General features: G+C 63.4%; 17 protein-coding genes. 3 read left to right on the top strand and 14 right to left on the bottom strand.

Annotated features, from left to right (window positions below; all coding sequences use genetic code 11):
• Positions 1 to 74 precede the first annotated feature (74 nt).
• From AB7M33_RS17510 to gloB, 14 genes are all read right to left on the bottom strand, one after another.
• A complete protein-coding gene (locus AB7M33_RS17510) occupies positions 75 to 3,005 on the bottom strand; it encodes an aminotransferase (protein ID WP_454243189.1) in 2,931 nt (976 codons plus the stop codon).
• A 372-nt stretch (positions 3,006 to 3,377) separates the two neighbouring features.
• The gene (locus AB7M33_RS17515; RefSeq protein ID WP_454243190.1) at positions 3,378 to 5,858 is read right to left on the bottom strand and encodes a TonB-dependent siderophore receptor; all 2,481 of its coding nucleotides are present in this window, start codon (positions 5,856 to 5,858) and stop codon (positions 3,378 to 3,380) included.
• Positions 5,859 to 5,949: 91 nt separating this feature from the next.
• Entirely contained in the window at positions 5,950 to 6,912 is a 963-nt protein-coding gene (locus tag AB7M33_RS17520) for a FecR domain-containing protein (RefSeq protein ID WP_454243191.1), read from the bottom strand.
• On the bottom strand, positions 6,909 to 7,424 hold the full coding sequence (locus AB7M33_RS17525; RefSeq protein WP_454243192.1) for a sigma-70 family RNA polymerase sigma factor: 516 nt from the start codon (positions 7,422 to 7,424) through the stop codon (positions 6,909 to 6,911). The genes AB7M33_RS17520 and AB7M33_RS17525 overlap by 4 nt, the downstream gene beginning before the upstream one ends.
• 68 nt (positions 7,425 to 7,492) lie before the next feature.
• The gene (locus AB7M33_RS17530) at positions 7,493 to 8,827 is read right to left on the bottom strand and encodes a di-heme oxidoreductase family protein (protein WP_454243193.1); all 1,335 of its coding nucleotides are present in this window, start codon (positions 8,825 to 8,827) and stop codon (positions 7,493 to 7,495) included.
• Positions 8,824 to 10,125, bottom strand: coding sequence for an ABC transporter substrate-binding protein (locus AB7M33_RS17535; protein ID WP_454243194.1), 1,302 nt, complete (start codon positions 10,123 to 10,125; stop codon positions 8,824 to 8,826). The genes AB7M33_RS17530 and AB7M33_RS17535 overlap by 4 nt, the downstream gene beginning before the upstream one ends.
• A complete protein-coding gene (locus AB7M33_RS17540; RefSeq protein ID WP_454243195.1) occupies positions 10,112 to 12,154 on the bottom strand; it encodes a TonB-dependent receptor plug domain-containing protein in 2,043 nt (680 codons plus the stop codon). The genes AB7M33_RS17535 and AB7M33_RS17540 overlap by 14 nt, the downstream gene beginning before the upstream one ends.
• Before the next feature lie 411 nt (positions 12,155 to 12,565).
• On the bottom strand, positions 12,566 to 14,176 hold the full coding sequence (locus AB7M33_RS17545; RefSeq protein ID WP_454243196.1) for an ABC transporter ATP-binding protein: 1,611 nt from the start codon (positions 14,174 to 14,176) through the stop codon (positions 12,566 to 12,568).
• 1 nt (position 14,177) lies between these two features.
• Positions 14,178 to 15,197, bottom strand: coding sequence for an ABC transporter permease (locus AB7M33_RS17550; RefSeq protein WP_027592834.1), 1,020 nt, complete (start codon positions 15,195 to 15,197; stop codon positions 14,178 to 14,180).
• 1 nt (position 15,198) lies between these two features.
• Positions 15,199 to 16,272, bottom strand: coding sequence for a microcin C ABC transporter permease YejB (locus tag AB7M33_RS17555; RefSeq protein ID WP_027592833.1), 1,074 nt, complete (start codon positions 16,270 to 16,272; stop codon positions 15,199 to 15,201).
• 1 nt (position 16,273) lies between these two features.
• Positions 16,274 to 18,109: an extracellular solute-binding protein gene (locus AB7M33_RS17560; RefSeq protein WP_265967978.1), complete on the bottom strand. Its 1,836-nt coding sequence runs from the start codon at positions 18,107 to 18,109 to the stop codon at positions 16,274 to 16,276.
• Positions 18,106 to 19,935, bottom strand: coding sequence for an extracellular solute-binding protein (locus AB7M33_RS17565; protein WP_216642501.1), 1,830 nt, complete (start codon positions 19,933 to 19,935; stop codon positions 18,106 to 18,108). The genes AB7M33_RS17560 and AB7M33_RS17565 overlap by 4 nt, the downstream gene beginning before the upstream one ends.
• A gap of 177 nt (positions 19,936 to 20,112) precedes the next feature.
• On the bottom strand, positions 20,113 to 21,546 hold the full coding sequence (locus tag AB7M33_RS17570; RefSeq protein WP_265967980.1) for a lytic transglycosylase domain-containing protein: 1,434 nt from the start codon (positions 21,544 to 21,546) through the stop codon (positions 20,113 to 20,115).
• 100 nt (positions 21,547 to 21,646) lie between these two features.
• On the bottom strand, positions 21,647 to 22,426 hold the full coding sequence (gene gloB, locus AB7M33_RS17575; RefSeq protein ID WP_454243197.1) for a hydroxyacylglutathione hydrolase: 780 nt from the start codon (positions 22,424 to 22,426) through the stop codon (positions 21,647 to 21,649).
• Positions 22,427 to 22,511: 85 nt separating this feature from the next.
• Between gloB and AB7M33_RS17580 the strand changes: the two genes are divergently transcribed.
• The 3 genes from AB7M33_RS17580 to dnaQ are packed head-to-tail and all read left to right on the top strand — an operon-like array spanning position 22,512 to position 24,560.
• Positions 22,512 to 23,285 carry a class I SAM-dependent methyltransferase gene (locus tag AB7M33_RS17580; protein WP_027592828.1) on the top strand — a complete coding sequence of 258 codons (774 nt, stop codon included), beginning with the start codon at positions 22,512 to 22,514 and terminating at the stop codon, positions 23,283 to 23,285.
• Between the two features lie 13 nt (positions 23,286 to 23,298).
• Entirely contained in the window at positions 23,299 to 23,745 is a 447-nt protein-coding gene (gene rnhA, locus AB7M33_RS17585) for a ribonuclease HI (RefSeq protein WP_027592827.1), read from the top strand.
• A gap of 59 nt (positions 23,746 to 23,804) precedes the next feature.
• The gene (dnaQ, locus tag AB7M33_RS17590; protein WP_454243198.1) at positions 23,805 to 24,560 is read left to right on the top strand and encodes a DNA polymerase III subunit epsilon; all 756 of its coding nucleotides are present in this window, start codon (positions 23,805 to 23,807) and stop codon (positions 24,558 to 24,560) included.
• Positions 24,561 to 24,603 lie beyond the last annotated feature (43 nt).

The raw sequence follows: 24,603 nt of genomic DNA on the forward strand, positions 1-24,603 counted from the left end.
GGCTGCTCCTACAGGGGATCGGGATAGTGCGAAGGCACTGGCCTCACAGCCTATAACAATCCCTCTCGGGCAGGTTACAGATCTTCCGACAGGATACGGTCCACGCTGTCGACAAAGTAGTCCACGCTCGCCCGTGTGGTGCACATCGGTGGTTTGATCTTGAGGATGTTCAAGTAGTCGCCGGTCGGCTGCATGAAGATGCCCAGGTCACGCAAGCGGTCGCACAGCAGCAAGGTCTCCTCGGTCGCCGGCTCCAGCGTCTGCCGGTCGCGCACCAGCTCAAGCCCCAGGTAGAAGCCCGAGCCATGCGCCGCACCTGCGAGCGGGTGCTTGTCGACCAGCGCCTGCAAGCGCGCCTTGAAGTAGCGGCCGGTGTCGCGGGCGTTGTCCCACAGCCCTTCCTCTTGCATCACGTCCAGCACCGCCATGCCGATGCGGCAACTGACCGGGCTGCCCCCCGCCGATGAGAAGAAGTAACCCTGCGCCTCCAGCGCCTCGGCGATTTCGCGGCGGGTGATCACTACCCCCAGCGGCTGGCCGTTGCCCATGCCCTTGGCCATGGTGATGATGTCGGGCACCACCCCTTGCTCTTCGAAGCCCCAGAAGTACTCGCCCAGTCGGCCATAACCCACCTGCACCTCGTCGGCGATGCACACGCCACCGCGGGCGCGCACCTTGGCGTAGGCGTCCTGCAGGTAACCCGCTGGCAGCGAGATGCCCCCGGCGTTGCCGTACACCGGCTCGCAGATGAAGCCGGCCAGTTGGCGGCCACGGGCATCGAGGTCTGCCAGCTTGGCGTCGACGTCGCGCAGGTAGTCGGCGGCGCTGTCGGCACCACGGAAGCGCCCACGGAAGGTGTTCGGTGCCTCGACCGGGTGCACCCAGTCTGGCCGGGTTTCCAGGGCTTGCGGGTTGTCGGCGATAGAGGTGGAGATGGCGTCTGTAGCCACCGACCAGCCGTGGTAGGCCTCCAGCACGCTGAGCAGGTCGCGCCCGCCGCTGTAGGCCCAGGCCAGGCGAATGGCCAGGTCGTTGGCCTCGGTGCCGCTATTGACCAGGAACACCCGGTCGAAGCCTGCTGGCGCCAGCTTCAGCAGGCGTTCGGAGAACTCGGCGATGGCCGCGTAGTGGAAGCGCGAGTTGGTGTTCAGCAGCGACCATTGCCGCGCCGATTCCGCCACCATGCGTGGGTGCCCATGGCCAAGCACGGCCACGTTGTTGAGCATGTCCAGGTAAGACCGGCCCTGCATGTCGATCAAGTAATTGCGCCAGCCGCGTTCGATATGGGGCGGTTGCGCGTAGTAGTGCTTTTGCGAACGGGCGAAGCTGGCATCACGACGTGCCAGCAGCGCCTGTGCATCGGGCAGCGGTTCGGCGTCGCAATCAAAGCCCAGCAGCGCGGCAGGCGACGGGCACAGCGCCAGCCAGGCAGCGGCCTGGGAGGGGGTGGCGAAAAACGGCGGGCGGGCGTCGTTATCCAGGCACAGCTGAATGCTGAGCAAGCCACCGCTGCTGCCCAATTTCTGACCTTTTGCCAGGGCCTGCCCATCTGCCGGAGCATCCTCCAGGCCACCTAGCCACAAGCTCCAGTGGGGTGTGCGCAGGCAGCCGTGGCCATCGCCATGGCGCTGCCAGGTACCGGCCTGCGGCGCCTGCACGGTGCTGGCGTTAGGCACATGCAATTCGACACCCAGCGCGCAGGTGGCAGGTTCTTCAGCGCGGTCGATATGGGTTTGTGACAGGCGATACTGGCCATGCAGCGTGCACGCCGGGGCCGGTTGTGCAGCCAGCAGGCGCTGGTCGAAGCCTGGCTGTTCCCAGTTGCCTGCTTCGCAGTGCGGGCTGAGCACGCCCAGGTCGAGGCGAGCCACCGGCTGGCCGACCCGTTCAGGCAGCAGGGGCGCGCAACTGGCCAGGTCGGGCCGGCTGGGTTGAACACCGGCCGCCTGCAGAATAGCCGCCTCCATCAGCGCGAAAGGCACGGCAGTCGCGGTGTCGAAAATCTCCCATTCGTGCGCGATGTTGTTGCGGATGTACTGGTTGCCCGGGTCTACAGCCAGCTGTTGCTCGCTGCTCAGCACCAGCACCGCAGCGCGGTTGAGCACCAGCGGCCACAGGGCACGCAGTTCGGCTTCGCTCAGCGGGTTGAGGGCCTGGTAGGCCCGCACTGCCGGCAGAATGCGCAGCGGGTCGCCTTCGGCATGGTGCAGCAGTGCCGCGCAGGTCACCGAGAGGTCGGCAATGCGCCAGGTACGCAGCAGGTCGCCAAAATCGATGACGCCCTGCACCTGCCACTGACGCTCGTCATCGCGGGCCCACACGGCGTTGTCATCGGTGATGTCAAGGTGCACGGCTTGGCTTGGCAGCTGCTCCACCAGCGGCGCCAGGCGCTCGGCAGCCAGTTGAGTGGTTTGCTCGACACGGGCGCGTTGCCCGGCGTCGTGCAACACCGGCAGCAGGTGCTGGATCAACGCCTGCGCGTGCTGCGGGTCCCATTGCAGGGTGCGGTTCAAGCCGGGGTGGTCAAACTCGGCCAAGGCTTGATCCACTTTCGCGCACAGCCCGCCCAGCTCGGCAATCAGGCGCGGCGCCATGTGCTTGAGGCGGGTCAGCGGTTGGCCGTCGATGTAGTCGAGCAGGCGCACCCGCAGCGGTTGCCCGTCGATGTCCAGGGCCAGCAATGCCTGCCCGTTTTGCGCCGGGCGCACTGCGGGTACCGGCAAGCCCTGTTCGCGCAGGTACGCCAGCGCGGCATGCTGGGCCTCCAGTTCGACCTGGGCATAGCTGCCGTGGCAGGCCTTGAGCACGAAACGGCCCTGGGCGGCATCCACGCGGAAGTTCAAGTCTTGCTGGCTGCCCAGCGATGACAGGCTGCCCGCCAGGCCGTAGTGCGCCTGCAGCAAGGCGTGAGCTTGGGCCTCGCTGAGCGCAGGGCTGGGCAGGGCGGAGCGCTGGATCAGGATGTCCAGGGCAGGGGAGGCGGGCGTTTGGTGGTGGCTGGGCATTGGGCTCTACCGTTGGTGCTGGGGGTTGACGGTAGGGAATTTATGCCCGTTTTGGCTGATGATGGAAGACGATTGTTGTCAGAATTTTTGATGATTGGGTGTGGGTGCATGTCTTGAGTTTTGCGGCGCCTGTGAGATCGAGCGCCGCCCGCGCGGCGCTTCGCAGCACAAGGCTGCTCCCACATCTGTTTCAGGCCAGTGAGGCCTGTGATATCTGCGCGCGACCGCCTCAGGAATAATTGGCCCCAAAAATGTAGGAGCAGCCTTGTGCTGCGAAGCGCCGCACGGGCGGCGCTCGATCTGATAGGCGCTGCAAATCCATCGCCATGCACCTGGCGGCCCTATCTCAATCTACCGCCACCCACCCTCACATCAAAAACTGGCCTTGACCGACACCATGAAATTACGCGGCTCCCCATAATAATTACCAAACGTCTCCGTCCCGATACTGGCGTAATAACGCTTGTCGAACAGGTTGTTGCCGTTAACCGCCACCGACCAGGTATCGTCGATCCGGTAACCGATCCGGCCATTCCACACCGCATACCCCGCCTGGCTGATCTTCTCGCCACTGGCAGGCGAAACCCGGAAGTTATCGCTCTGCGCATTCACCCCGGCACCCAGGCTGAACCGCTCAAAAGCGCCACCGAGTGCGTATTCGCCCCACAGGCGCAGCACGTGCCGAGGCACATAGCTGTTGAACGCCGCGCCGTTCAGGCTGGTGTCGATATCGTCGAGGGTCTTGGTCTGGGTGTAGGTGTAGCCCGCCAGCAATTGCAGGCGCTCGATGACTTCACCACTGATCTCAGCCTCGAAACCCTGGGCGCGGACCTTGCCAGCGTTGACATAGCAGTAGCCATCCGAGGAGGGGCACGACGAGTTGTAGTCGGTCTGCGCCTGGTCCTTCTGAATGGTGCGGAACAGGTTGAAGGCGCCGTTCAAACGCCCGTCGAACCAGGCCCCCTTGATCCCCAGTTCATAGCTCTGGCCCACCAGCGGTTTGAGCGCCGAACCTTGTTCGTCCCGGTAGCTGCCTTGCGGGGTGAAGATGTCCGAGTAGCTGGCGTAGGCCGTCAGGTTTTCGTTCAGGTCCAGCAGCACGCCGGCAAAGGGCGTGACCTGCCCGGTCTCGCGAGCGTTGGAGTGCTGCGGCGGCGTGGCGGTGTCGATGAAGACGGTATCGGTCTCGGCGTTATACCAACTCACCCGGCCCCCCATCACCAGGGTCAACGGGTCGGCCAGTTTCAGGCGCAGGGTCGAGTAGAGGCCTTTTTGTGTGGTCACGGACTTGACCGGGCCACCGCGCGACGAGTGCTCGATGAAGTAGCTGTCATCCGGCTCAGGGATGAACTTGTCGGGGTTGAACACGTTCTGCCGTTGCGCAAGGAACGCCACCGAGTAGAAGTCATCTTTCTTCGAGCGGCTGGCGTTCATGCCCAGCACCAGTTCATGTTGCTGGCCGAAGGCATCAAACTTGCCATCCACATAGGCATCCAGGCCGTAATCGACCTGGTCATAGTCATACATACTGCCCAGCATGCCAGTGGTATCAATGCCAGGCGTCACCGCACCGGAGGCGAAGGCGTACTTGATGTCCTGGGTGTTCTTTGTATAAACACTCGCCACCTTGAGCTTCCAGTCTTCGTCGAGCTGGTGGGTGAGGTCGGTGAACACCGTGGTGCGCTGGCTGCGCCAGGTATTCCACGAAGGGTCGAGGCAGGTCGAGCGGCTGAGGTTCAGATCGCTGCGGTCCCGGTAGCGCGGCAGGCCGCCCCAGCAGGGGTTGGCATCCACGTCCTCGTAGGCAACGCCTAGGCCCAAAGTCGTGTCGGGGCTGACATCGAAGTCGAGGGCGCCGTAGTACACCTGGTCCTTGCGGTTGGCATCGTCGACCGAGTAATGCCGGCTCTGCTCCGCCACGACTGCCCGGCCACGCAAGGTGCCGGCTGCGTTCAGCGGCCCACCGGTGTCGAGCTGCCCGCGGTAGTTGTCCCAACTGCCCCCGGACAGGGTGATGTCGGTATGCGCCGCCGCCAGGCCACGCTTGCGCACGAAGTTCACCCCGCCAGCGGTACCGCCCGACCCTTTCATCATGCCGGCTGCGCCGCGTAACACCTCGACCCGGTCGTAGTAGGCCATGTCACTGCTGAAGCTGTCGGCCTGGACATAGAGGTTGCCCATGTCCAGCGGCACACCATCGTACTGATACTGGCCCGACATGCGGAACCCGCGCGAATAGAAGTATTTGCCGCCCATGGTCGAGTCGTACACGGTGATGCCGGGCGTCTTTTCCATGACCTGATCGATGGTGTACAGGTTCTGGTCGTCCATCATCTTGCGCGTCATCACCGTGACCGATTGCGGCGTCTCCTTGAGCGAGTGCTCGCCCTTGCCGATGGTCACCGCGCCCGTGGTGTACGAGCCGCTGTTCTCAGTGGTTGCACCCAGCACCTGGCTGGTGATGTTGGTGGCCCCCAGCTCCAGCGCCGAGCCCGACGACGGCACCGCCTGCAGCACATAAGTGCCGTTTGACCGCGGCTCGGCCTGCAGGCCGCTGCCTGCCAGAATCTGGGTAAAGCCCTCGCTGACACCGAACGCACCTTTCAGGCCGGGGCTCTGCAAACCGTCTGTTTGCCGGGCATCAAACGAAATCGCAGCGCCCGCCGCACTGGCGAAGCGGCTGAGGACTTCAGCCAGGCTGCCCCCCGCAATAGTGTACGACCGGACGGCATTTTGCTGCGTCGGCTGCGGCGCTGCATACGTCGTCATGGGCCAGGCACCAGCGGTGGTTGCCGCCAACAGTCCGACATTTATTGCAGTCGCCAGACGACCACGCTTGAACACAGCAGACATACCTATCCTCCCCCTGAAAACGATCAATAGAACCCTTTGGGGGATGAGCCGAACGTCGTGTAAGAAAAGTGCAAAACCCGCGAAAGTTTTTTCAGCCCGCTGGGGAAGGGGGCGGCGATACGGTGACCCAAAAACGGCTGTAGCGCGTGACGCGCAGCGCAAACCCGGTTTCCAGTGCCGCCAATGCCCGGTCGGTGTCATCGACGGGGAACGCGCCAGAAACCTTCAACTGGGCAATGCGGGGATCACAGCGCAGCACCCCGGTGCGATAGCGTGAGAGGTCCGCCAGCAGTTCGCCCAAAGGGCGATCCAGGGCGATGATGCTGCCTTGTTGCCAGGCCCCTACAGAGGCGTCATTGCGCCGTATTGCCCCCACCGAACGGTCAGAAAACGCAATGGATTGCCCAGCTTCCACACGCACAGCCAAAGCACCGCTGGATGCCCTCACTTCCACCGCCTTCTCGAGCACGGCCACGTCACCCTCCAAGGCTTGGGAGCGAACCAGAAAACGCGTGCCCAGCGCCCGTACCTGGCCATGCCGGGTGCGCACAATGAACGGCCGTTGCGCGGGGTCGGCCGCCGTGGTGACCAGAATTTCGCCGCGCAACAGTTCCAGCACCCGTTGCTGGCCGTCGTACTTGAGGTTCACCGACGTGTCGGTGTTCAGCAGCAGCGAGCCGCCATCGGGCAAGCGAAACGCGCGGCGTTCACCCACAGCGGTGCGGTAGTCGGCCAGCAGCTGCTGCGAGGTGTCGCTGCGCCAACCCAGCCAGCCCAGCGAAGTGGCCGGCACCAGTATCACGACACTGCGCAACAGCTGGCGCCGAGAGCGCTCGGCGCCGCGCAAGGCAGGGGCCGCCAGGGCGCCGGGCACGCGGGTCATCTGCTCGCCCACGGCGGCCATGCGTTGCCAGGCCTGACGGTGGGCCGGGTCGGCAACCAGCCAGTCGTTCCAGGCGCTGCGGTCGGCGTCGGTGGCGATGCCGGAGTGCAGCCGCGCGTACCAGCGCGCGGCGACACTGATGGCGTTCAACTCGGCGGGCGACAGGCTCATGCCAGTTGCAACTGCATCAAACAGCAATGTTCCATGGCTTTGGCCATGTAGTTGTTGACGCTGCGCACGCTGATGTTCATGTGCTCGGCAATCTGCGGGTAGGTCAGGCCATCGAACTGCGACAGCATGAACACCTGCTTCACCTTCGGGCCAAGCCCTTGCAGCAGGCGGTCGATTTCTACCACTGCCTGCAACAGGATCGCCTGTTCCTCCAGCGAAGGCTGCAACGCCTCCGGCAGGCTAGCCAAGGCCTCCAGGTAGGCCTGCTCCAGTGAGCGTCGACGAATCAGGTCGATCAGCAGGCCCTTGGCAATTCGCGACAGATAGGGGCGTGGCTCGCGAATGTCCAGCGCACTGCGTGCCTTTATCACCCGCACGAAGGTGTCCTGCGTCAGGTCGGCGGCATCGAACGCATTGCCCAGGCGTTTGCGCAGCCAGCCTTTGAGCCAGCCGTGATGTTCGCAGTACAGATCATTGACGGCGCTACGCAGGGATAGATCGTTGGCGGGCATGGTGATGGAATGGTTCGCGAGTGGTAATGAATCTTATTGTCGTGCGGGCTGTGGTTTTTTTGCAAGCGCTACAAAGATTCAAGAAACGCACGTATCGCCTGCCGCTCGCCCTTGCCCAGCGCCGCATAGCGCTGCCGGGCCACTTCTGCTTCACCGCCATGCCAGACAATCGCTTCTTCCAGGGTGCGCGCTCGGCCGTCGTGTAGATAGCCGCTGCCGGGGGTAATCCGCTCGCTCAGGCCAAGCCCCCACAGCGCCGCCGTGCGCCACTGCCGGGCGTTGGCGAGATAGTCTTCACGGCCATCGGCCAGGCCGGGGCCCATGTCGTGCAGTAACAGGTCGGTATACGGCGCGATGCGTTGCTGTGTCAGGGCGGGATAAAGCGGGTGTGTGCCGGTGATCAACTCGGGGCGGTGACAGGCGGTGCAGCCACTGGCAGCGAACAGTTTTTCGCCCTCAATGACCGCAGGTTCGGCCTGTTGTCGACGGGCCGGCACGGCCAGGTGAGCGAGGTAGAAATGCAGGTCGCCGAGTTGCAGGGCGTCCAGCTCCGGCTCGCCGCCATGCGCTGCTTGGGAACAGGCCAGTTGAATGGGTGTGCAGTTCTGCACGGGGGCGAGCGGGGACGTGATGCCAAGATCACCCAGCATGGCGTGGGCGATCTGTTGGCGCAGGTCCGGCTGGTTGGCCTTGAGGCCAAAGCGGCCTGCCTCGGTGCGTTGTCGCTCGACACTCCACACCTGATTGACCTGCCCCGTCACGCCATCTGGTTTGGCTTCAGAGGCCATGGCGTGCAGGGTGCGCTCATCGATAGCCTCCAGCAAACCAAGGCCAATGACCGGCGAACCCACGCGTGCCGACGTTAACACCGCGTCCAATGGCCCATAAGCCAGCTCACGCAGCTCGACACGCGGCTTGCGCAGCATGACGGTTTCGCCATCGCCCAGCGGCACCGCCTGCTCCTCCCAGTGCACATGGGCGCGCCCTTCACCCGGCACGCCAGGCACACCCTGGTCGTTCAGCTGATCGCCGTATATGGGGTGCGGCTTTGGCCCGCCATGGTCATCGTGCCCCGGCAGGGACAAGCGCAGCAACATGCTGCGCATCGGCTGCCCGTGTTCAGGCGCCTGGCCACGGCCGTTCTTGGGGTGGCAGGCGATGCATGACACCCGGTTGTACAGCGGCCCAAGGCCATCCACCGCCTCGTCTCGCGACGGTGCAACCACCCAGGCCTGGCGGAACAGGCTGCGCCCGCGGAAGAAGCGTTCCAGTTGGCCTTCGTCCAGCCCGCTGAACGGTTGGGCGTAGGCTTCACGGTTGGCCGCCGTGTGCGTGGTCTCGGCGCTGGCGAGCAGGCTCGTCAGCACACCCATCGTTAACCAAGCGGCGCGCACGGCAGTCATTGCCCCAAACCATCGAGCAAACGGGCGGCCTCTGCCCGTTGAAGCGCGGCCTGGAACTGCCAGCTGATTTCCCGGCGGCCGAGTTCGTCCCCGTCGGTGGCCGGCGCTTGCGTCATGCCCTGGTCCTGGCGCGCCGCGAACAGTGCCAGTAAGGGCTTAGCCTCGGCGTGTTCGGCATCCAGGGGCGGTGCGGTCAACTGTTGGCGTATGGCGGTGACGTCCAGCCCAGCGTCTTCGGCCGCGTGCAGCCGAGCCCAGAGCTCGCCCAAGGCTTCATGGGGCATGCCGAGCCAGTGGGTGAACAATGAGCTGATCAAGGCCAGGCGTTCGCGTGAGCTGCCGTTGCCGTAGTCATAGGCGCCCAGGCCGGCAGCAACGAACGGGTCATGGTAGTCCGCCGGCAACTGCCGATAGACACTGGGGCGCACGGGCAGTTTGCGGATATCGGCATCGGCCAGCAGCCCTTGGCCTGCTTCCGACAGCACGAACTGCGCAAACGCTCGGGCACCGGCCAATGCCTGGCTGTGGGCGGTAATAGCGATGAAGGCTGGGTTAAGGCCGCCATGGGCCGGATAGATGAAATCCACCGGCTCGCCATTGGCTTTGGCCGAGGCGACAAAGAAATCGATCGACAACCCGACTGCTGCACGCCCGCTGGTCACTTCATCACTGACCAGGGTGCCACCCCGCGTTACCAGGCGCGCCTGGCCGGCCAGTTCACTCCAGAGGGCCCAGCCACGTTCCCAGCCATAAGCGCGCAAGACGATATCCAGCAGGACCGGTGCAAAGCCGACCCGGCCTGGGTCTGGCAGCGCAATGCGCCCGCGCAGTCGTGGGTCGAGCAAGTCTGGCCAATCCCTTGGTACCGGAACCCCCAGTTCGCCCAGTGACGTGGCGTTGATGGCAAAGCCATAGCCCGCGAGCTCGGTTGCCTGGTAGAGATGCCGTTGGTCACGCAATGACAAACCACCGATCTGTGCCGGCAGGCCCTTCAGGCTGATCCCCAGGGGTTGCCAGCTACCGGCTTTCGCCAGCCGGGCGAAGTTGCCCGGCGACGGTGCCCAATAGACATCGACACCGCCCTGCTGTGCTTGCAGCAGATAGGGCAGGGCATCGAAGCCCTGGCGCCAGAGGATGTGCAGGCGATAGCCCGGGTGGGCTTGGGCAAAGCCATCCTCGATCCGCGTCATCACCTCTTCGGGGTAGCTGGTCATGACCACCACGGTTTGCGGGGCAGCGTTCAGCAGCGTGCTGACCGTCAGCAGCAGGCCCGCCAGCCAGCGGTTACAGCGGCACATTGAACTGCACGAAGTATTGACGGCCCATTTCAGGGTAGCCCTCGCTGTACTCATAGAGCCGGTCGAACAGGTTGCGAATGCCGCCCTCGATCAGCACATCGTTGCTGAAGCGGTAGCCGCTCTTAAGGTTGTATACCGCGTAGCCGGGCGCCATCTGGTTGCCGTCCGAGGTGTTGTAGCGACGCGATGCGGCCTCCACGCTGGCAGTGTGTTGCCAGTCACCCAGATGCCACGAGGCCGAGCCGAACGCGCTGTGGCGTGGGGTGTCGGTAGGGTGCAGGTCGTGGTCGCTGAGGTTTTCGCGGTCGAGCCAGGTGTAGTTTGCCGCCAATTCCCAGTTGCCCAGGTCGCCGTTGATGCCAAGCTCCACACCCTGGTTTCGCGCTTTGGCAATGTTCTGGTACTGGCCACAGGGCGCGGCGCAGTTAGGGTGCGCGGGCACCGTGACGTTTTGAATGGAGTCCTCGATGTTGGCCACGAACAGCGCGGCGTCCAGCTTCCATTGCGGGGCGATCTGGCCGCTGTAGCCGAGCTCATAATGTGTCGCCCGCTCAGACTTCAAGTCGGGGCTGGGGATCACCGTACCGAAGCGCGTCGAGTAGCGGTCCTTGATGGTCGCGAAGCGGCTTTTGCGTGCCACGGTCAGGCGCAGTTGGCCGTCGTCGTGGGTGCCCAGCAGCGGGTTGGTATTGGCGAACAGGCCCAGTTGCGCGTTGACGGCGTCGTTGCTACCGGTAGGTTCGTCGTAGAGCGTGGCCTGCGATGGCGAGCTGGCGTTGGTGCCGTAGTTCTGTGCGTCCAGGCTCTTGCGGTAGTTGTACGAGACGCCGCCCACCACGCTGAAGATGTCGTTCAGCCGCAGGGTGTCTTCCAGGGCAATCGATTGAGTCTGGTCGCGGAAGTGGGTCTGGGGGTTGGCGCCATCACGCGAGCGATGCACATCGTCTTTGAAGTGATAGGCAATGCCCAGGCGGTTGGCCTCGCTCAAGGCCAAGTCGCCTTCCACCGAAAAGCCGCTGCTCTCGTCATCGTATTTGCTGGGGAAGCCCGGCTGCAAAGCGCCGACCACGCCATTGCGATAGGTGAAGCTTTCCAGCGAGTTTTTGAAGGTGTCGTGGTACACGCGCGTTTTCAGGGCGTGCTCGCCAAAGCCGGTATTGGTGGCGATGAAGACACTGGTATTGTCCGACCGCGGCCACTCCCACCAGCGCGCACGTTGGCCGGTGGTCGGCAGGTCGCCGGCATACGGCGGTTGGCCCTTGCTGCCTTCCTGCTGAACGTAGCCGAGCACGTACTCATCGGTTTCACTGGGGGTGAAGCCGACTTTGAAGCTGAATTTGCTGTCGCGGTGGTTGCTGTTCTCGCGCCGCCCCGTGCCCTGCTGGTTGTTGGTCGGCTTGAAGTCGTCGGGCAGCAGGGTGTAGTCGTAATCGACATACGACACGCCGCCCTGAACCCACCACAGGCCCTGGTTGGAACCCACGTTGGCGTAACTGCGGTAGGCATTCACGTTACCGTGATCGGTCAGCTCCAGCCCCCCACCCACTTCGCCCTCGAACGCTTGCGTGGGGCGGCGGGTCACCAGGTTGATCGCCCCGCCCAGGGTGTTGGGGCCGTACAGCAGCGAGGCGAAGCCCTTGTCCACCTGGATGCGTGACAGGTCGTAGGTGGTGAAACGCCCCAGGTCGATGTTGCCGTCGTAAGGCACGTAGGTGGGAATGCCGTCGATGAACACCGGCACCTGCAAGCGATCGAAACCGCGCACGAATACCACCTGCTCGGCGCGACCGCCGATGTAACCGAGGTTGACCCCAGGGGCTAATGTGAGCGCGCTGCCGACGGTCTCGCGGTCGTGCAGCCGAATGTCTTTCAAGTCGATGACGCTACCACCCGTGGACAGCGTTTCGTCCCGTGGTGCGGAAATCTGGATTTCGCCGAGGTTGAAGGTGTTGTTCTGTTCGGCGACAGCGGGTTGAGCACCGAGGGCTGCGACGGCAACCATCACGGTGCGCGGTGTTAGCGGCTTCATTACTGCTCCTGGGTCGGCCATGGCAATGGCGGGCCTGGCGACGTTATATATTATTGTATATAGCGATAGGCGAATCTAACTGACCACGACCTCCCCAGGGCGTGATCAGTCAGCGATCGCGAAAAGGGATAGCAAGATGGCAGATGGCCAACCGCGGGGAATCCTAGCGTTGTTTACGGGGGGTTACAACGATGTATATAAAAATATATAGCGTGTGCCGAGATCGGTAGGGAGGGAGGTCGCAATGGTGCCCCTCCGGTCATGCGCGATCTGTGTAGGAGCAGCCTTGTGCTGCGAAGAGGCCGGTGGCAGCGCTGAAGATTCCCGGTGGGGTCACGGGCCTCTTCGCAGCACAAGGCTGCTCCTACAGTGGAAGGCGTATGCCTTGAGGATCAAGCAACGCTCTGCACCCTAGCCCGCCGTCTCAACTTCCAAAAACGCCGCCTCCAACAACTGCCGCGTATACGCATGCTGCGGCGCGTGGAAGATCGCCTGCGCATCCCCTTGCTCCACCACCTGCCCCTGTTTGATCACCATCAACTGATGGCTCAGCGCCTTGACCACTGCCAGGTCATGGCTGATGAACAGGTAGGTCAGGTTGTACTTCTGCTGCAGGCTGCGTAGCAACTCCACCACCTGCCGCTGCACCGTGCGGTCCAGCGCCGAGGTGGGTTCATCCAGCAGGATCAACGCCGGTTTCAACACCAACGCCCGGGCAATCGCAATGCGCTGGCGCTGCCCGCCCGAGAACTCGTGCGGGTAGCGGTGGCGTGTCCGCGGGTCGAGCCCCACTTCTTCCAGCGCAGCAATGATCGCCGCTTCCTGCTCTTCAGCGGTGCCGATGCGGTGAATCCGCAACCCTTCACCCACGATGTCTGCCACGCACATGCGTGGGCTGAGGCTGCCAAACGGGTCTTGGAACACCACCTGCATTTCTCGCCGCAGCGGGCGTACTGCCTTCTGGTTCAACCCTGCGAGGTCCTGGCCGTTAAAGCGAATGCCGCCCTGGCTTGAAATCAAGCGCAAGATGGCCAGCCCGAGCGTCGACTTACCCGAGCCACTCTCGCCGACAATCCCCAGCGTCTGCCCTTGGGGCAAGCTGAAGTTGATGCCGTCTACCGCCTTTACATGGTCGACTGTACGCCGCAAGAAGCCTTTCTTGATCGGGAACCAGACCTTGAGGTCATCCACCTCCAGCAACGGCGCGCCGACTGGGTTGTGGGCAGGTTGGCCGCTGGGTTCGGCATTGATCAGCATCTGCGTGTAGTGATGCTGCGGTGCACTGAACAGCGTCGCGCAATCCGCCTGCTCGACAATCTGCCCGCGCTGCATCACGCACACGCGGTGGGCAATGCGCCGCACCAGGTTCAGGTCATGGCTGATCAACAGCAGCGCCATGCCCAAGCGTGCCTGCAGCTCCTTGAGCAGGTCGAGAATCTTCAACTGCACGGTCACGTCCAGCGCGGTGGTGGGTTCGTCGGCAATGAGCAGTTCTGGCTCGTTGGCCAGCGCCATGGCGATCATTACCCGCTGCCGCTGCCCACCCGACAGCTCGTGGGGCAGGGCCTTTAGGCGCTTGCGCGGTTCGGGAATCCCAACCAGTTCCAACAGCTCCAGCGTGCGTGCGGTGGCTTCCTTGCCGGTCAGGCCTTTGTGCAGCAGCAGGATTTCGTTGATCTGCTTCTCGATGCAGTGCAGCGGGTTCAGCGAGGTCATCGGCTCCTGGAAGATCATGGCAATGCGGTTGCCACGGATATGCCGCAAGGCTTTCTCGCTCTGCTGCAGCAGGTCTTTGCCCTCGTAGCGGATGCTGCCGCTGGGGTGGCGGGCGAGGGGGTAGGGCAGCAGGCGCAGGATCGAGTGGGCGGTCACCGATTTGCCCGAGCCGCTCTCGCCGACCAGGGCCAGGGTCTCGCCCTTGCGGATGTCGAAACTGATGCCGTCGACCACCCGGTTGACCTGCTCGCCGGTGACGAACTCCACCGCGAGATCACGCACTTCGATCAGGTTATGTTCGCTCATGTCATTTCCTTGGGTCGAAGGCGTCGCGGGCGGATTCGCCGATGAACACCAGCAAGCTCAGCATCACCGCCAGCACGGCGAATGCGCTGATGCCCAGCCATGGCGCCTGCAGGTTGGATTTGCCTTGGGCGACCAGCTCGCCTAGCGACGGCGAGCCGGCCGGGAGGCCGAAGCCGAGGAAGTCCAGGGCGGTCAGCGTGCCGATGGCGCCGGTGAGGATGAACGGCATGAAGGTCATGGTCGAGATCATCGCGTTGGGCAGAATGTGCCGGTACATGATCGCGCCATTGCGCATGCCCAGGGCGCGGGCGGCGCGCACGTATTCAAGGTTGCGGCCACGCAGGAACTCGGCGCGCACCACGTCCACCAGGCTCATCCACGAGAACAACAGCATGATCCCCAGCAGCCACCAGAAGTTGGGCTGCACGAAGCTTGCGAGGATGATCAGCAGGTACAGCACCGGCAAGCCCGACCAGATCTCCAGAAAGCGCTGGCCGGCCAGGTCGACCCAGCCGCCATAAAAGCCCTGCAAGGCACCGGCGATGACGCCGACGATGGAACTGAGGATGGTCAGGGTCAGGGCGAACAGCACCGACACGCGGAAGCCGTAGATCACCCGCGCCATCACATCACGGCCCTGGTCATCGGTGCCCAGCCAGTTGTCCGCCGAAGGCGGGGCGGGGGCCGGGACCTTGAGGTCGTAGTTGATGCTTTGGTAACTGAAGGGGATTGGCGCCCACAGCACGAAGCTGTCTTTCTTGGCCAGCAATTCGCGGATGTACGGGCTCTTGTAGTTGGCCTCCAGCGGGAACTCGCCGCCAAAGGTGGTCTCCGGGTAGCGCTTGAACGCGGGGAAGTACCACTCGCCGTCGTAACGCACGGCAATCGGTTTGTCGTTGGCGATCAGCTCGGCGCCCAGGCTCAGGCCGAAGAGGATGAGGAACAGCCACAACGACCACCAGCCGCGGCGGTTGGCCTTGAAGCGCTCGAAGCGCCGGCGGTTGAGAGGGGACAGTGCCATGTCAGTGCTCCCGGCTGGCGAAGTCGATGCGTGGATCGACCAGGGTGTAGGTCAGGTCGCCGATCAGTTTCACCACCAGCCCCAGCAGGGTGAAGATGAACAGGGTGCCGAAGACCACCGGGTAGTCGCGGTTGATGGCCGCCTCGAAGCTCATCAGGCCCAGGCCGTCGAGCGAGAAAATCACCTCGATCAGCAGCGAGCCTGTAAAGAAGATGCCGATGAAGGCCGAAGGGAAACCGGCAATCACCAGCAGCATGGCGTTACGGAACACATGCCCGTACAGCACCCGCGAGCGGCTCAGGCCCTTGGCCTTGGCGGTGACCACGTATTGCTTGTTGATCTCGTCGAGGAAGCTGTTTTTGGTCAGCAGGGTCATGGTGGCGAAGTTGCCGATGACCAGTGCGGTGATCGGCAGCACCAGGTGCCAGAAGTAGTCCAGCACCTTGCCGGTGGTGGACAGTTCATCGAAGTTGTTCGAGGTCAGCCCCCGCAGCGGGAACCAGTCGAAGTAACTGCCGCCGGCGAACAATACGATCAGCAGGATGGCGAACAGGAACGCCGGGATGGCGTAGCCGACGATGATCGCCGAGCTGGTCCAGACGTCGAAGTGGCTGCCGTGGCGCACGGCCTTGGCGATGCCCAGGGGGATGGACACCAGGTACATGATCAGGGTGCTCCATAACCCTAGCGAGATCGACACCGGCATCTTCTCGATGATCAGGTCGATGACCTTGGCATCGCGGAAGAAGCTGTCGCCAAAATCCAGCTGGGCGTAGTTCTTGATCATGATCCACAGGCGTTCGGGCGGCGACTTGTCGAAGCCGTACATACGCTCGATTTCGGCAATCAGCGCCGGGTCCAGGCCCTGCGCGCCGCGGTAGCTGGAGCCGGCCACCGAGACTTCGGCGCCGCCGCCGGCGATGCGGCTGGTGGCGCCTTCGAAGCCTTCGAGCTTGGCGATCATTTGCTCGACCGGGCCGCCGGGTGCGGCCTGGACGATGATGAAGTTGATGATCAGGATGCCGAACAGGGTCGGGATGATCAGCAGCAGGCGGCGCAGGATATAGGCCAGCATCTCAGTTGGCCTCGCCCGCGGAGGCATCGGTGACGGCTGGGGTCACGCCAGGCTTGATCCACCAGGTGTCGATGCCGATGTCGTACTTGGGCGAGACGCTCGGGTGGCCGATGTGGTTCCAGTAGGCCACGCGCCAGGTCTTGATGTGCCAGTTGGGGATCACGTAGTAGCCCCACAGCAGTACGCGGTCGAGCGCCCGTGCGTGGTTGATCAGGCTCTGGCGTGAGTCAGCGTTGATCAACTGTTCCACCAGTTGGTCGATGGCCGGGTCACGCAGGCCGATGAAGTTGCGGCTGCCGGGGTTGTCGGCGGCGGCGCTGGACCAGAACTCGCGTTGTTCGTTGCCCGGCGAATTGGATTGCGGGTAACCGCCGACGATCATGTCGTAGTCGCGTGAGCGCAGGCGGTTGATGTATTGCGAAACGTCGACCCGGCGGATGTTCAGGTCAATGCCCAAGTCGGCGAGGTTGCGTTTGAACGGCAGCAGAATGCGCTCGAATTCGGTCTGGGCCAGCAGAAACTCGATGGACACCGGCTTGCCGTCCTTGTCGACCATCTTGTCGTCGACGATTTTCCAGCCGGCTTCCTGCAGAAGCTTGTAGGCCTGGCGCTGCTGTTCACGGATCATGCCGCTGGCGTCGGTGACCGGGTTGTGGAACGCCTCGCTATAGACCTGCTCGGGCACCTTGCCGCGCAGCGGTTCGAGTATTTTCAGCTCGTCAGGGGAGGGCACGCCCCTGGCTGCCATGTCGGAGTTTTCGAAGTAGCTGCCGGTGCGGGTGTAGGCGCCGTTGAACAGCTGCTTGTTGGTCCACTCGAAGTCCAGCAGCAGGCTCAGCGCCTGGCGCACGCGGATGTCCTGGAAGACCGGTTTGCGCAGGTTGAAGATGAAGCCCTGCATGCCGGTGGGGTTGCCGTTGGGCAGTTCTTCCTTGATCAAGCGGCCATCGCGGACCGCCGGGACGTTGTAGGCGGTGGCCCAGTTTTTTGCGCTTACCTCGAGCGCATAGTCGAACGCCCCAGCCTTCAATGCCTCCAGCGCTACGGCCGTGTCGCGGTAAGCGTCGAAGGTCATGGCATCGAAGTTGAACTGACCACGGTTGATAGGCAGGTCCTTGGCCCAGTAGTCCTTGACCCGCTCGTAGCGGATGGTACGCCCGGCCTTGACCTCGGCGACCTTGTACGGGCCGCTGCCCAGGGGGATTTCCAGGTTGCCGCGGTTGAAGTCGCGGTTTTCGTACCAGTGTTTGGGTAGCACAGGCAGCTGGCCGAGAATCAGCGGCAGTTCGCGGTTGTTCTGGTGCTTGAATTTGAACAGCACCCGCAGCGGGTCTTCGGCGACCACTTCGGCAACGTCGGCGTAGTACTGGCGGTACAGCGGCGCGCCGTCCTTGATCAGGGCATTGAAGGTGAAGACCACGTCGTCGGCACGCATCGGGTGGCCGTCATGGAAGCGGGCTTCGGGGCGCAGGTAGAAGCGTACCCAGCTGTTGTCCGGGGCTTTTTCGATCTTGCCGGCAACCAGGCCGTATTCGGTGAACGGCTCGTCCTGGCTCTGGCGCATCAGGGTGTCGTAGATGACGCTGATGTTTTCGGCGGACACACCCTTGTTGATGAAGGGGTTGAGGCTGTCGAAGCCGCCGAAGCTGGACTGGCGGAACGTGCCGCCCTTGGGCGCATCGGGGTTCACATAGTCGAAATGCTTGAAGTCGGCGGGGTATTTCGGCGCCTCGTCGTAGAGCGTCAGCGCGTGTTGCGGGGCGGCCAGCGTGGGCAGGCTCAGGCACGCGAGCAGCAGGCTGCCGGCCAGCTGGCGCAGGCGGTGCGTTGGCATCATTTGGCTTTCTCCGAAGGCTTGATCCACCAGCTGTTCAGCCCGAGGGTGTAGGGCGGCGTGGTGACAAAGGCGAACCGGTTGCGGTAGGCCAGGCGGTGATTGTCGAGATACCAGTTGGGGATCATGTAGTACTGCCATGAAAGCACGCGGTCCAAGGCGCGGGCGGCGGCGACCTGGTCGTCGCGGGTGCGCGCGGCGAGCAAGGTGTCGAGCAGGTGGTCGACCACCGGGTCCTTGACCCCAGCATAGTTCTTGCTGCCCTTGGTCGCGGCTTGGCTTGAATGAAAGTACAGCCACTGTTCTAGGCCTGGGCTCAAGGTCTGGTTCAGGGTCATCAGAATCATGTCGAAATCGAACTGGTCCAGGCGTTGTTTGTACTGGGCGCGGTCCACGGTGCGCAAGCGTGCGTCGATACCGATGCTGGACAGATTTTCGACATAAGGTTGCAGGATACGTTCGAGGTTCGGGTTTACCAGCAGCAGCTCCAGGCGCAACTGCTGGCCTTTGCTGTCCACCAGGCGCTGGCCGTTGAGCTTCCAGCCCGCTTCGCCGAGCAGGGCCAGGGCTTGGCGCAGGGTTTGGCGGTTGATGCCGCGGCCATCGGTCTGGCTGACCTTGTAGGGCTCGCTGAACAGCTTTTCGGGCAGTTGGTCGCGGAACGGTGCCAGCAGCAGCCATTCTTTGCCGGTGGGTAGGCCGCTGGCGGCGAATTCGCTGTTGGGGTAGTAGCTGGTCGAACGGCGGTAGGCGCTGCTGAACAGGGCGCGGTTGGTCCACTCGAAGTCGAGCATCAGGCCCAGTGCCTGGCGCACGCGCGGGTCGCTGAACGTGGCCCTGCGGCTGTTCATGAACAGGCCTTGGGTCTGGGTCGGAATACGGTGCGGGATCTGTGCCTTGATCACATCACCGCGGCGCACCGCCGGGAAGTTGTAGCCATTGGCCCAGTTCTTGGCCTGGTGTTCGATATAGATATCGAACTCGCCGGCCTTGAACGCTTCGAACGCCACGGTGGCGTCACGGTAGAACTCGTATTCGACCCGCTTGAAGTTGTACTTGCCACGGTTGACGGCGAGGTCCTTGCCCCAGTAGTTCTTCACCCGTTCGAACACCAGCCGCCGGCCAGGCTCAACCTGGGTAATGCGGTAGGGGCCGCTGCCCAGCGGCGGCTCGAAGGTGGTCGCCTTGAAATCGCGGCCCTGCCAGTAATGCTTGGGCAGCACCGGCATTTCGCCCAGGCGCAGGATCAGCAGCGGGTTGCCGGCGCGCTTGAAGACGAAGCGGATGCGCAAGGGGCCAAGTATGTCTACCCGCTGCACTTCCTGCAGGTTGGTGCGGTAGAGGGGGTGGCCATCCTTGAGCAGCGTGCGATAGGAGAACGCGACGTCCGCCGAGGTGATCGGGTGGCCGTCATGGAACCGTGCCTGCGGGCGCAGGTTGAACACGACCCAGCTGCGGTCCTCGCTGTACTCCACCGAGCGTGCGATCAGGCCGTAGCTTGAGGTCGGTTCGTCGCCCGAGGGGTCGTACTGCCCGGTGCCGATCATCAACGGCTCGTTCAGCTCGCTGATGCCATATTGCTGGAAGTTTGGCGTGGTAATCGGGCTCGATCCCTTGAAAGTGTAGGGGTTGAGCGTGTCGAAGGTACCGAATGCCATGGCCCGCAAGGTGCCGCCTTTAGGCGCTTGCGGGTTGACCCAGTCGAAGTGGGTGAATGTGGCTGGGTACTTGAGCGTGCCGAACTGCGCGTATCCGTGGCTTTCGCTCACCATCGCGACGGCGGGAAAGCTCAAGGCCAGGCTGATTGACAGCAGGAGGGGACGTATCAAGTCGGCATCCGATCCAGAGGCGTTGGGCTTTGATCGAGTACAGTAACAGCTTGGTGGGGTTGGAAAAAGAGAGGTTTTGAAGGCGGTATTGGCGGGAAAGCCCAGTGCAGGTAACGCTGTACCTGTAGGAGCGGCCTTGCGAGGCGAAAGGGCCGCAGCGCGGCCCCTGGCGTTACATCAATGCGACAGGTAAACAGTCAGCGTCTGACCGGGTTTGAGCGCATGCCCGCTGCGCGGGTTCCAGCGCTTGAGGTGCTTCATCTCGACATTAAAGCGCTTGGCCACGAGGTACAGCGAGTCGCCCTTGCGCACCTTGTATTGGGTTGAACGCTGCGAAGACGCCGCTACCCGGTTGCCCGCGGCGCTCGGCGCATTACCACCGCGCAGTGCCAATACCTGGCCTGCCTTCAGGCTGTTGCCCGACATGCGGTTCCAGCGCTTGATGTCCCGGACCGACACGCGGTTGGCCTTGGCGATGCTGCCCAGGTTGTCGCCCCGTTTTACCCGGTAGCTGCGCGCGGCCGTCGCGGGTGCCTTGGCTTCGGCCACGGCGCGGGCGAACACGGCCTTGTTCGGTTGCAGGCTGACTAACTGCTCAGGCTTGAGGTTGGACAGGCTGGCGGACAGCAATTGCGCCTTGGCAGTCGGTACCAGCAACTGCTGGGGGCCGTCCACGGTCATGCGCTTCTTGAAGGCCGGGTTGAGCTGGATCAGTTCGTCTTCGTCGATGTCGGCAAAGGCGGCAACGCGCGACAGGTCGAGGCGATCATTGATGGCCACCGCCTCGAAGTAGGGTTCGTTGGCGATCGGGTTCAGGTTGACGCCATAGGCGTCAGGCGTGGACACCACCTGCGACAGGGCCAAAAGCTTGGGCACGTAGTCGCGGGTTTCCTGCGGCAGTGGCAGGTTCCAGTAGTCGGTCGGCAGGCCGAGCCGTTCGTTGCGTTCGATCGCACGGCTGACGGTGCCTTCACCGGCATTGTAGGCCGCCAGGGCCAGCAGCCAGTCACCGTTGAACATGTCGTGCAGGCGGCTCAGGTAGTCCAGTGCGGCGTTGGTCGACGCGGTCACGTCGCGGCGGCCGTCGTAGAAATTGGTCTGGCGCAGGTTGAAGTGGCGCCCGGTGGACGGGATGAACTGCCACATGCCCGCTGCATGGGCACGCGAGTAGGCCATCGGGTTGTAGGCGCTTTCGATGGCTGGCAGCAGGGCCAGTTCCAGCGGCATGTCGCGCTCTTCGAGGCGTTCGACGATGTAGTGCAGGTAGAGGCTGCCACGCTCGCCCGCGCTTTCGATGAAGCGTGGGTTGCTGGCAAACCACAGGCGCTGCTGTTCGATGCGCGGGTTGACGTCGATGCTGTCCTGCAGGGCGAAGCCTTGGCGCATGCGTTCCCACACGTCCTGCGGCGCCTGCTCGGCTGGTTTGACCAGCAGCGGTGCCGGTTTGTGCTTGATCCGCGCCTGGTAGTTGTGCGCGCGAACGCTATCGGATTCGTCGAGCTGACGGGTGCTCTGGCAGCCCACCAAGGTGGCGGCCAGGGCCAGCGCACTGACCTGGGCCAGGCGCGTCAGGGCGACGGAATGAGAGGTTCTGCGGCTACGGGAAGGCATCGGCTGGGACAGGTTTCCGGGCGAAAAATTTCGGCGATTCTAGAAACCGCTACCCGCCGGGTCAACCGTTGTGCCGCACATGCGATATATCTTGAGGTTATCAGAAGGTGTCCTTCCAAGACCTCAAGGCAGCAAAAACAGCGACATGCGTGGTGTTTGAATGTCCCTTCCATTCGTCTGCTTTTTGTTTAACGGATGTTTCAGTCGTGCGAATAAAGGGGTTCGTCAGGCGTTCCAAGCCGATCGTTGATGGCAATGTGATGCGATTTTCGGCGCGCAGCTGGGTAACCTCGTCGAAGCGTTGCAGAACGTGCAGGTTTTGCGGTTCGACGGCTTTGGCAAAACGCAGGTTGCTCAGCGTGTATTCGTGGGCGCAATACACCTCGGTGTGCTCGGGCAGGGCGGCCAGGCGCTGCAGCGACGGGTGCATCTGTTCGGCGGTGCCCTCGAACATGCGCCCACAGCCGGCCGCGAACAGGGTGTCGCCACTGAACAGCAGGGGCGTTGCCGGTTGCGCCGAATAGAAGGCGATATGGCCAAGGGTGTGCCCGGGCACGCCGATGACCTGGAAGGGCAGACCGAGTACCGTGATTACATCGCCGTCCGCCAGCGCTACATCGCGGGCGGGGATGCGCTCGTTGGCCGGGCCGTAGACCTTGGCATCGGTCAGTTGCTTGAGCCGTTCGACACCGCCGACATGGTCGTTGTGGTGGTGGGTGACCAGAATATCGGTCAACACCCAGTCGGGGTGGGCCGCCAGCCATCCTTCCACTGGGCCGGCATCGCCAGGGTCGACCACCGCACAGCGGCGTTTGGCAGTATCCTGTAACAACCAGATGTAGTTGTCGGAGAAAGCGGGGAGAGCATCGATCTGTATCATGGTGCGGATCCGTATCGCCAAGCGTGGGACATGAGGGCATCTTAGCCGCGATGGCGTGGCGCGAGAACCTTCGAGGGAGAACGCAATGACCGACCAAGCCTTTGCCCAGGCCGACCCCGACTGGGTCGAGCTGATCAGCCTGGCCCGTGAGTGGTTCAACGGCCCGCTCGGGCAACTGATGCTCAAGGAAGAAGAAAAACTGCTGGAAGAAGAGCTCGGGCGCTTCTTCGGCGGTTACCTTGTGCACTATGGGCCCTGCGCCGAAGCACCGCCCAGCGCCCCTCAGGTGCAACGCAACGTGCGCCTCGGGGCACCGCTGCCGGGGGTGGAGATCGTCTGTGAGGAGCAAGCCTGGCCGTTGAGCGAGCACGCCGCCGACGTGGTGGTGCTGCAGCATGGCCTGGACTTCAGCCTGTCACCCCATGGCCTGTTGCGCGAGGCCGCCAGCGCCGTTCGCCCGGGTGGGCATCTGCTGATCGTCGGTATCAACCCCTGGAGCGGTTGGGGCATGCGCCACCTGTTCAGCCATGGCGCCCTGCGCAAGGCGCGCTGTATCTCGGCTTCGCGGGTGGGCGACTGGCTCAACCTGCTGGGCTTCGCGCTGGAGAAACGCCGCTTCGGGTGCTATCGTCCGCCGCTTGCCTCGCCGGCCTGGCAGCAACGCCTGGCGGGCTGGGAACGCGCGGCAGGCAACTGGCAAACCTCGGGCGGCGGCGTCTACCTGCTGGTGGCGCGCAAGATGGTGGTCGGCCTGCGGCCGTTGCGCCTGGAGCGCCGCGAACCCATGGGCAAACTGCTGCCGCTGCCGCTGGCCAAGGTCAACCGTACGGCGGCCAATCCTGATTCTGAAAAGCACTGAACAAGAGTGGTACATGAGCGATAGCGTCGAAATGTTTACCGATGGCGCCTGCAAGGGCAACCCGGGCCCTGGCGGCTGGGGCGTGCTGATGATCTACAAGGGCGTCGAGAAGGAACTGTGGGGCGGCGAACGCGAGACCACCAACAACCGCATGGAGCTGATGGCCGCGATCCAGGGCCTGATGTCGCTCAAGCGTGAATGCGAGGTGGTGCTGACCACCGACTCGCAGTACGTGATGAAGGGCATCAACGAATGGATGGTCAACTGGAAGAAGCGCGGCTGGAAGACCGCCGCCAAGGAGCCGGTGAAAAACGCCGACCTTTGGCAGTTGCTCGACGAACAGGTCAACCGGCACAAGGTGAGCTGGAAGTGGGTGCGTGGCCACATCGGCCACCCGGGCAACGAACGCGCCGACCAGCTGGCCAACCGTGGGGTGGATGAGGTGCGCGCCGCGCGCTGAGCTGGGGTACAATCCCCGGCTTTGTCACTTTTGTCACTGAAGCAAGTGGGAGCCCCCGCGTGGAGCAGCAAGATAAACGCCTGGTCATTCTCGATACCGAAACCACCGGTATGCCGGTCAGTGAAGGCCATCGCATCATCGAGATCGGTTGTGTCGAGGTCATTGGCCGTCGCCTGACCGGGCGGCATTTCCACGTCTACCTGCAACCCGATCGCGAGAGTGACGAAGGCGCCATTGGTGTTCACGGCATCACCGACACCTTCCTGATCGGCAAGCCACGGTTCGCCGAGGTCGCCGAGGAGTTCTTCGACTTCATCCAGGGCGCCACGCTGGTCATTCACAACGCGGCGTTCGACGTTGGCTTCATCAACAACGAGTTCGCCCTGCTGGGCCAGCACGACCGCGCCGACCTTTCGCAGCATTGCACCATTCTCGATACCCTGCTGCTGGCGCGTTCCCGGCACCCGGGGCAGCGCAACAGCCTCGACGCCCTGTGCAAACGCTACGACATCGACAACTCGGGCCGTGAGCTGCACGGCGCTTTGCTCGACTCGGAACTGCTGGCCGACGTCTACCTGGCGATGACCGGTGGCCAGACCAGCCTGTCGCTGGCTGGCAATGGCGCTGAAGGTGATAACGAAGGGCAGGGCAGTGGCGGCAGCGAGATTCGCCGCATTGCCGGCCGTGCGCCCGGGCGGGTGATCATGGCCAGTGCCGAAGAGCTCGAGGCGCATGCCGAGCGGCTGGCGGCAATCGCCAAGTCGGCCGGGGCGCCTTCGATGTGGCAGGCGTTGACCGAGGCCTCTGCGGGCTAAACCCCACCACACAAGGCCGCACCTGCAACTACCCTGAAAAGGA

The sequence above is a fragment of the Pseudomonas sp. Y3 TE3536 genome (genome assembly GCF_053629175.1).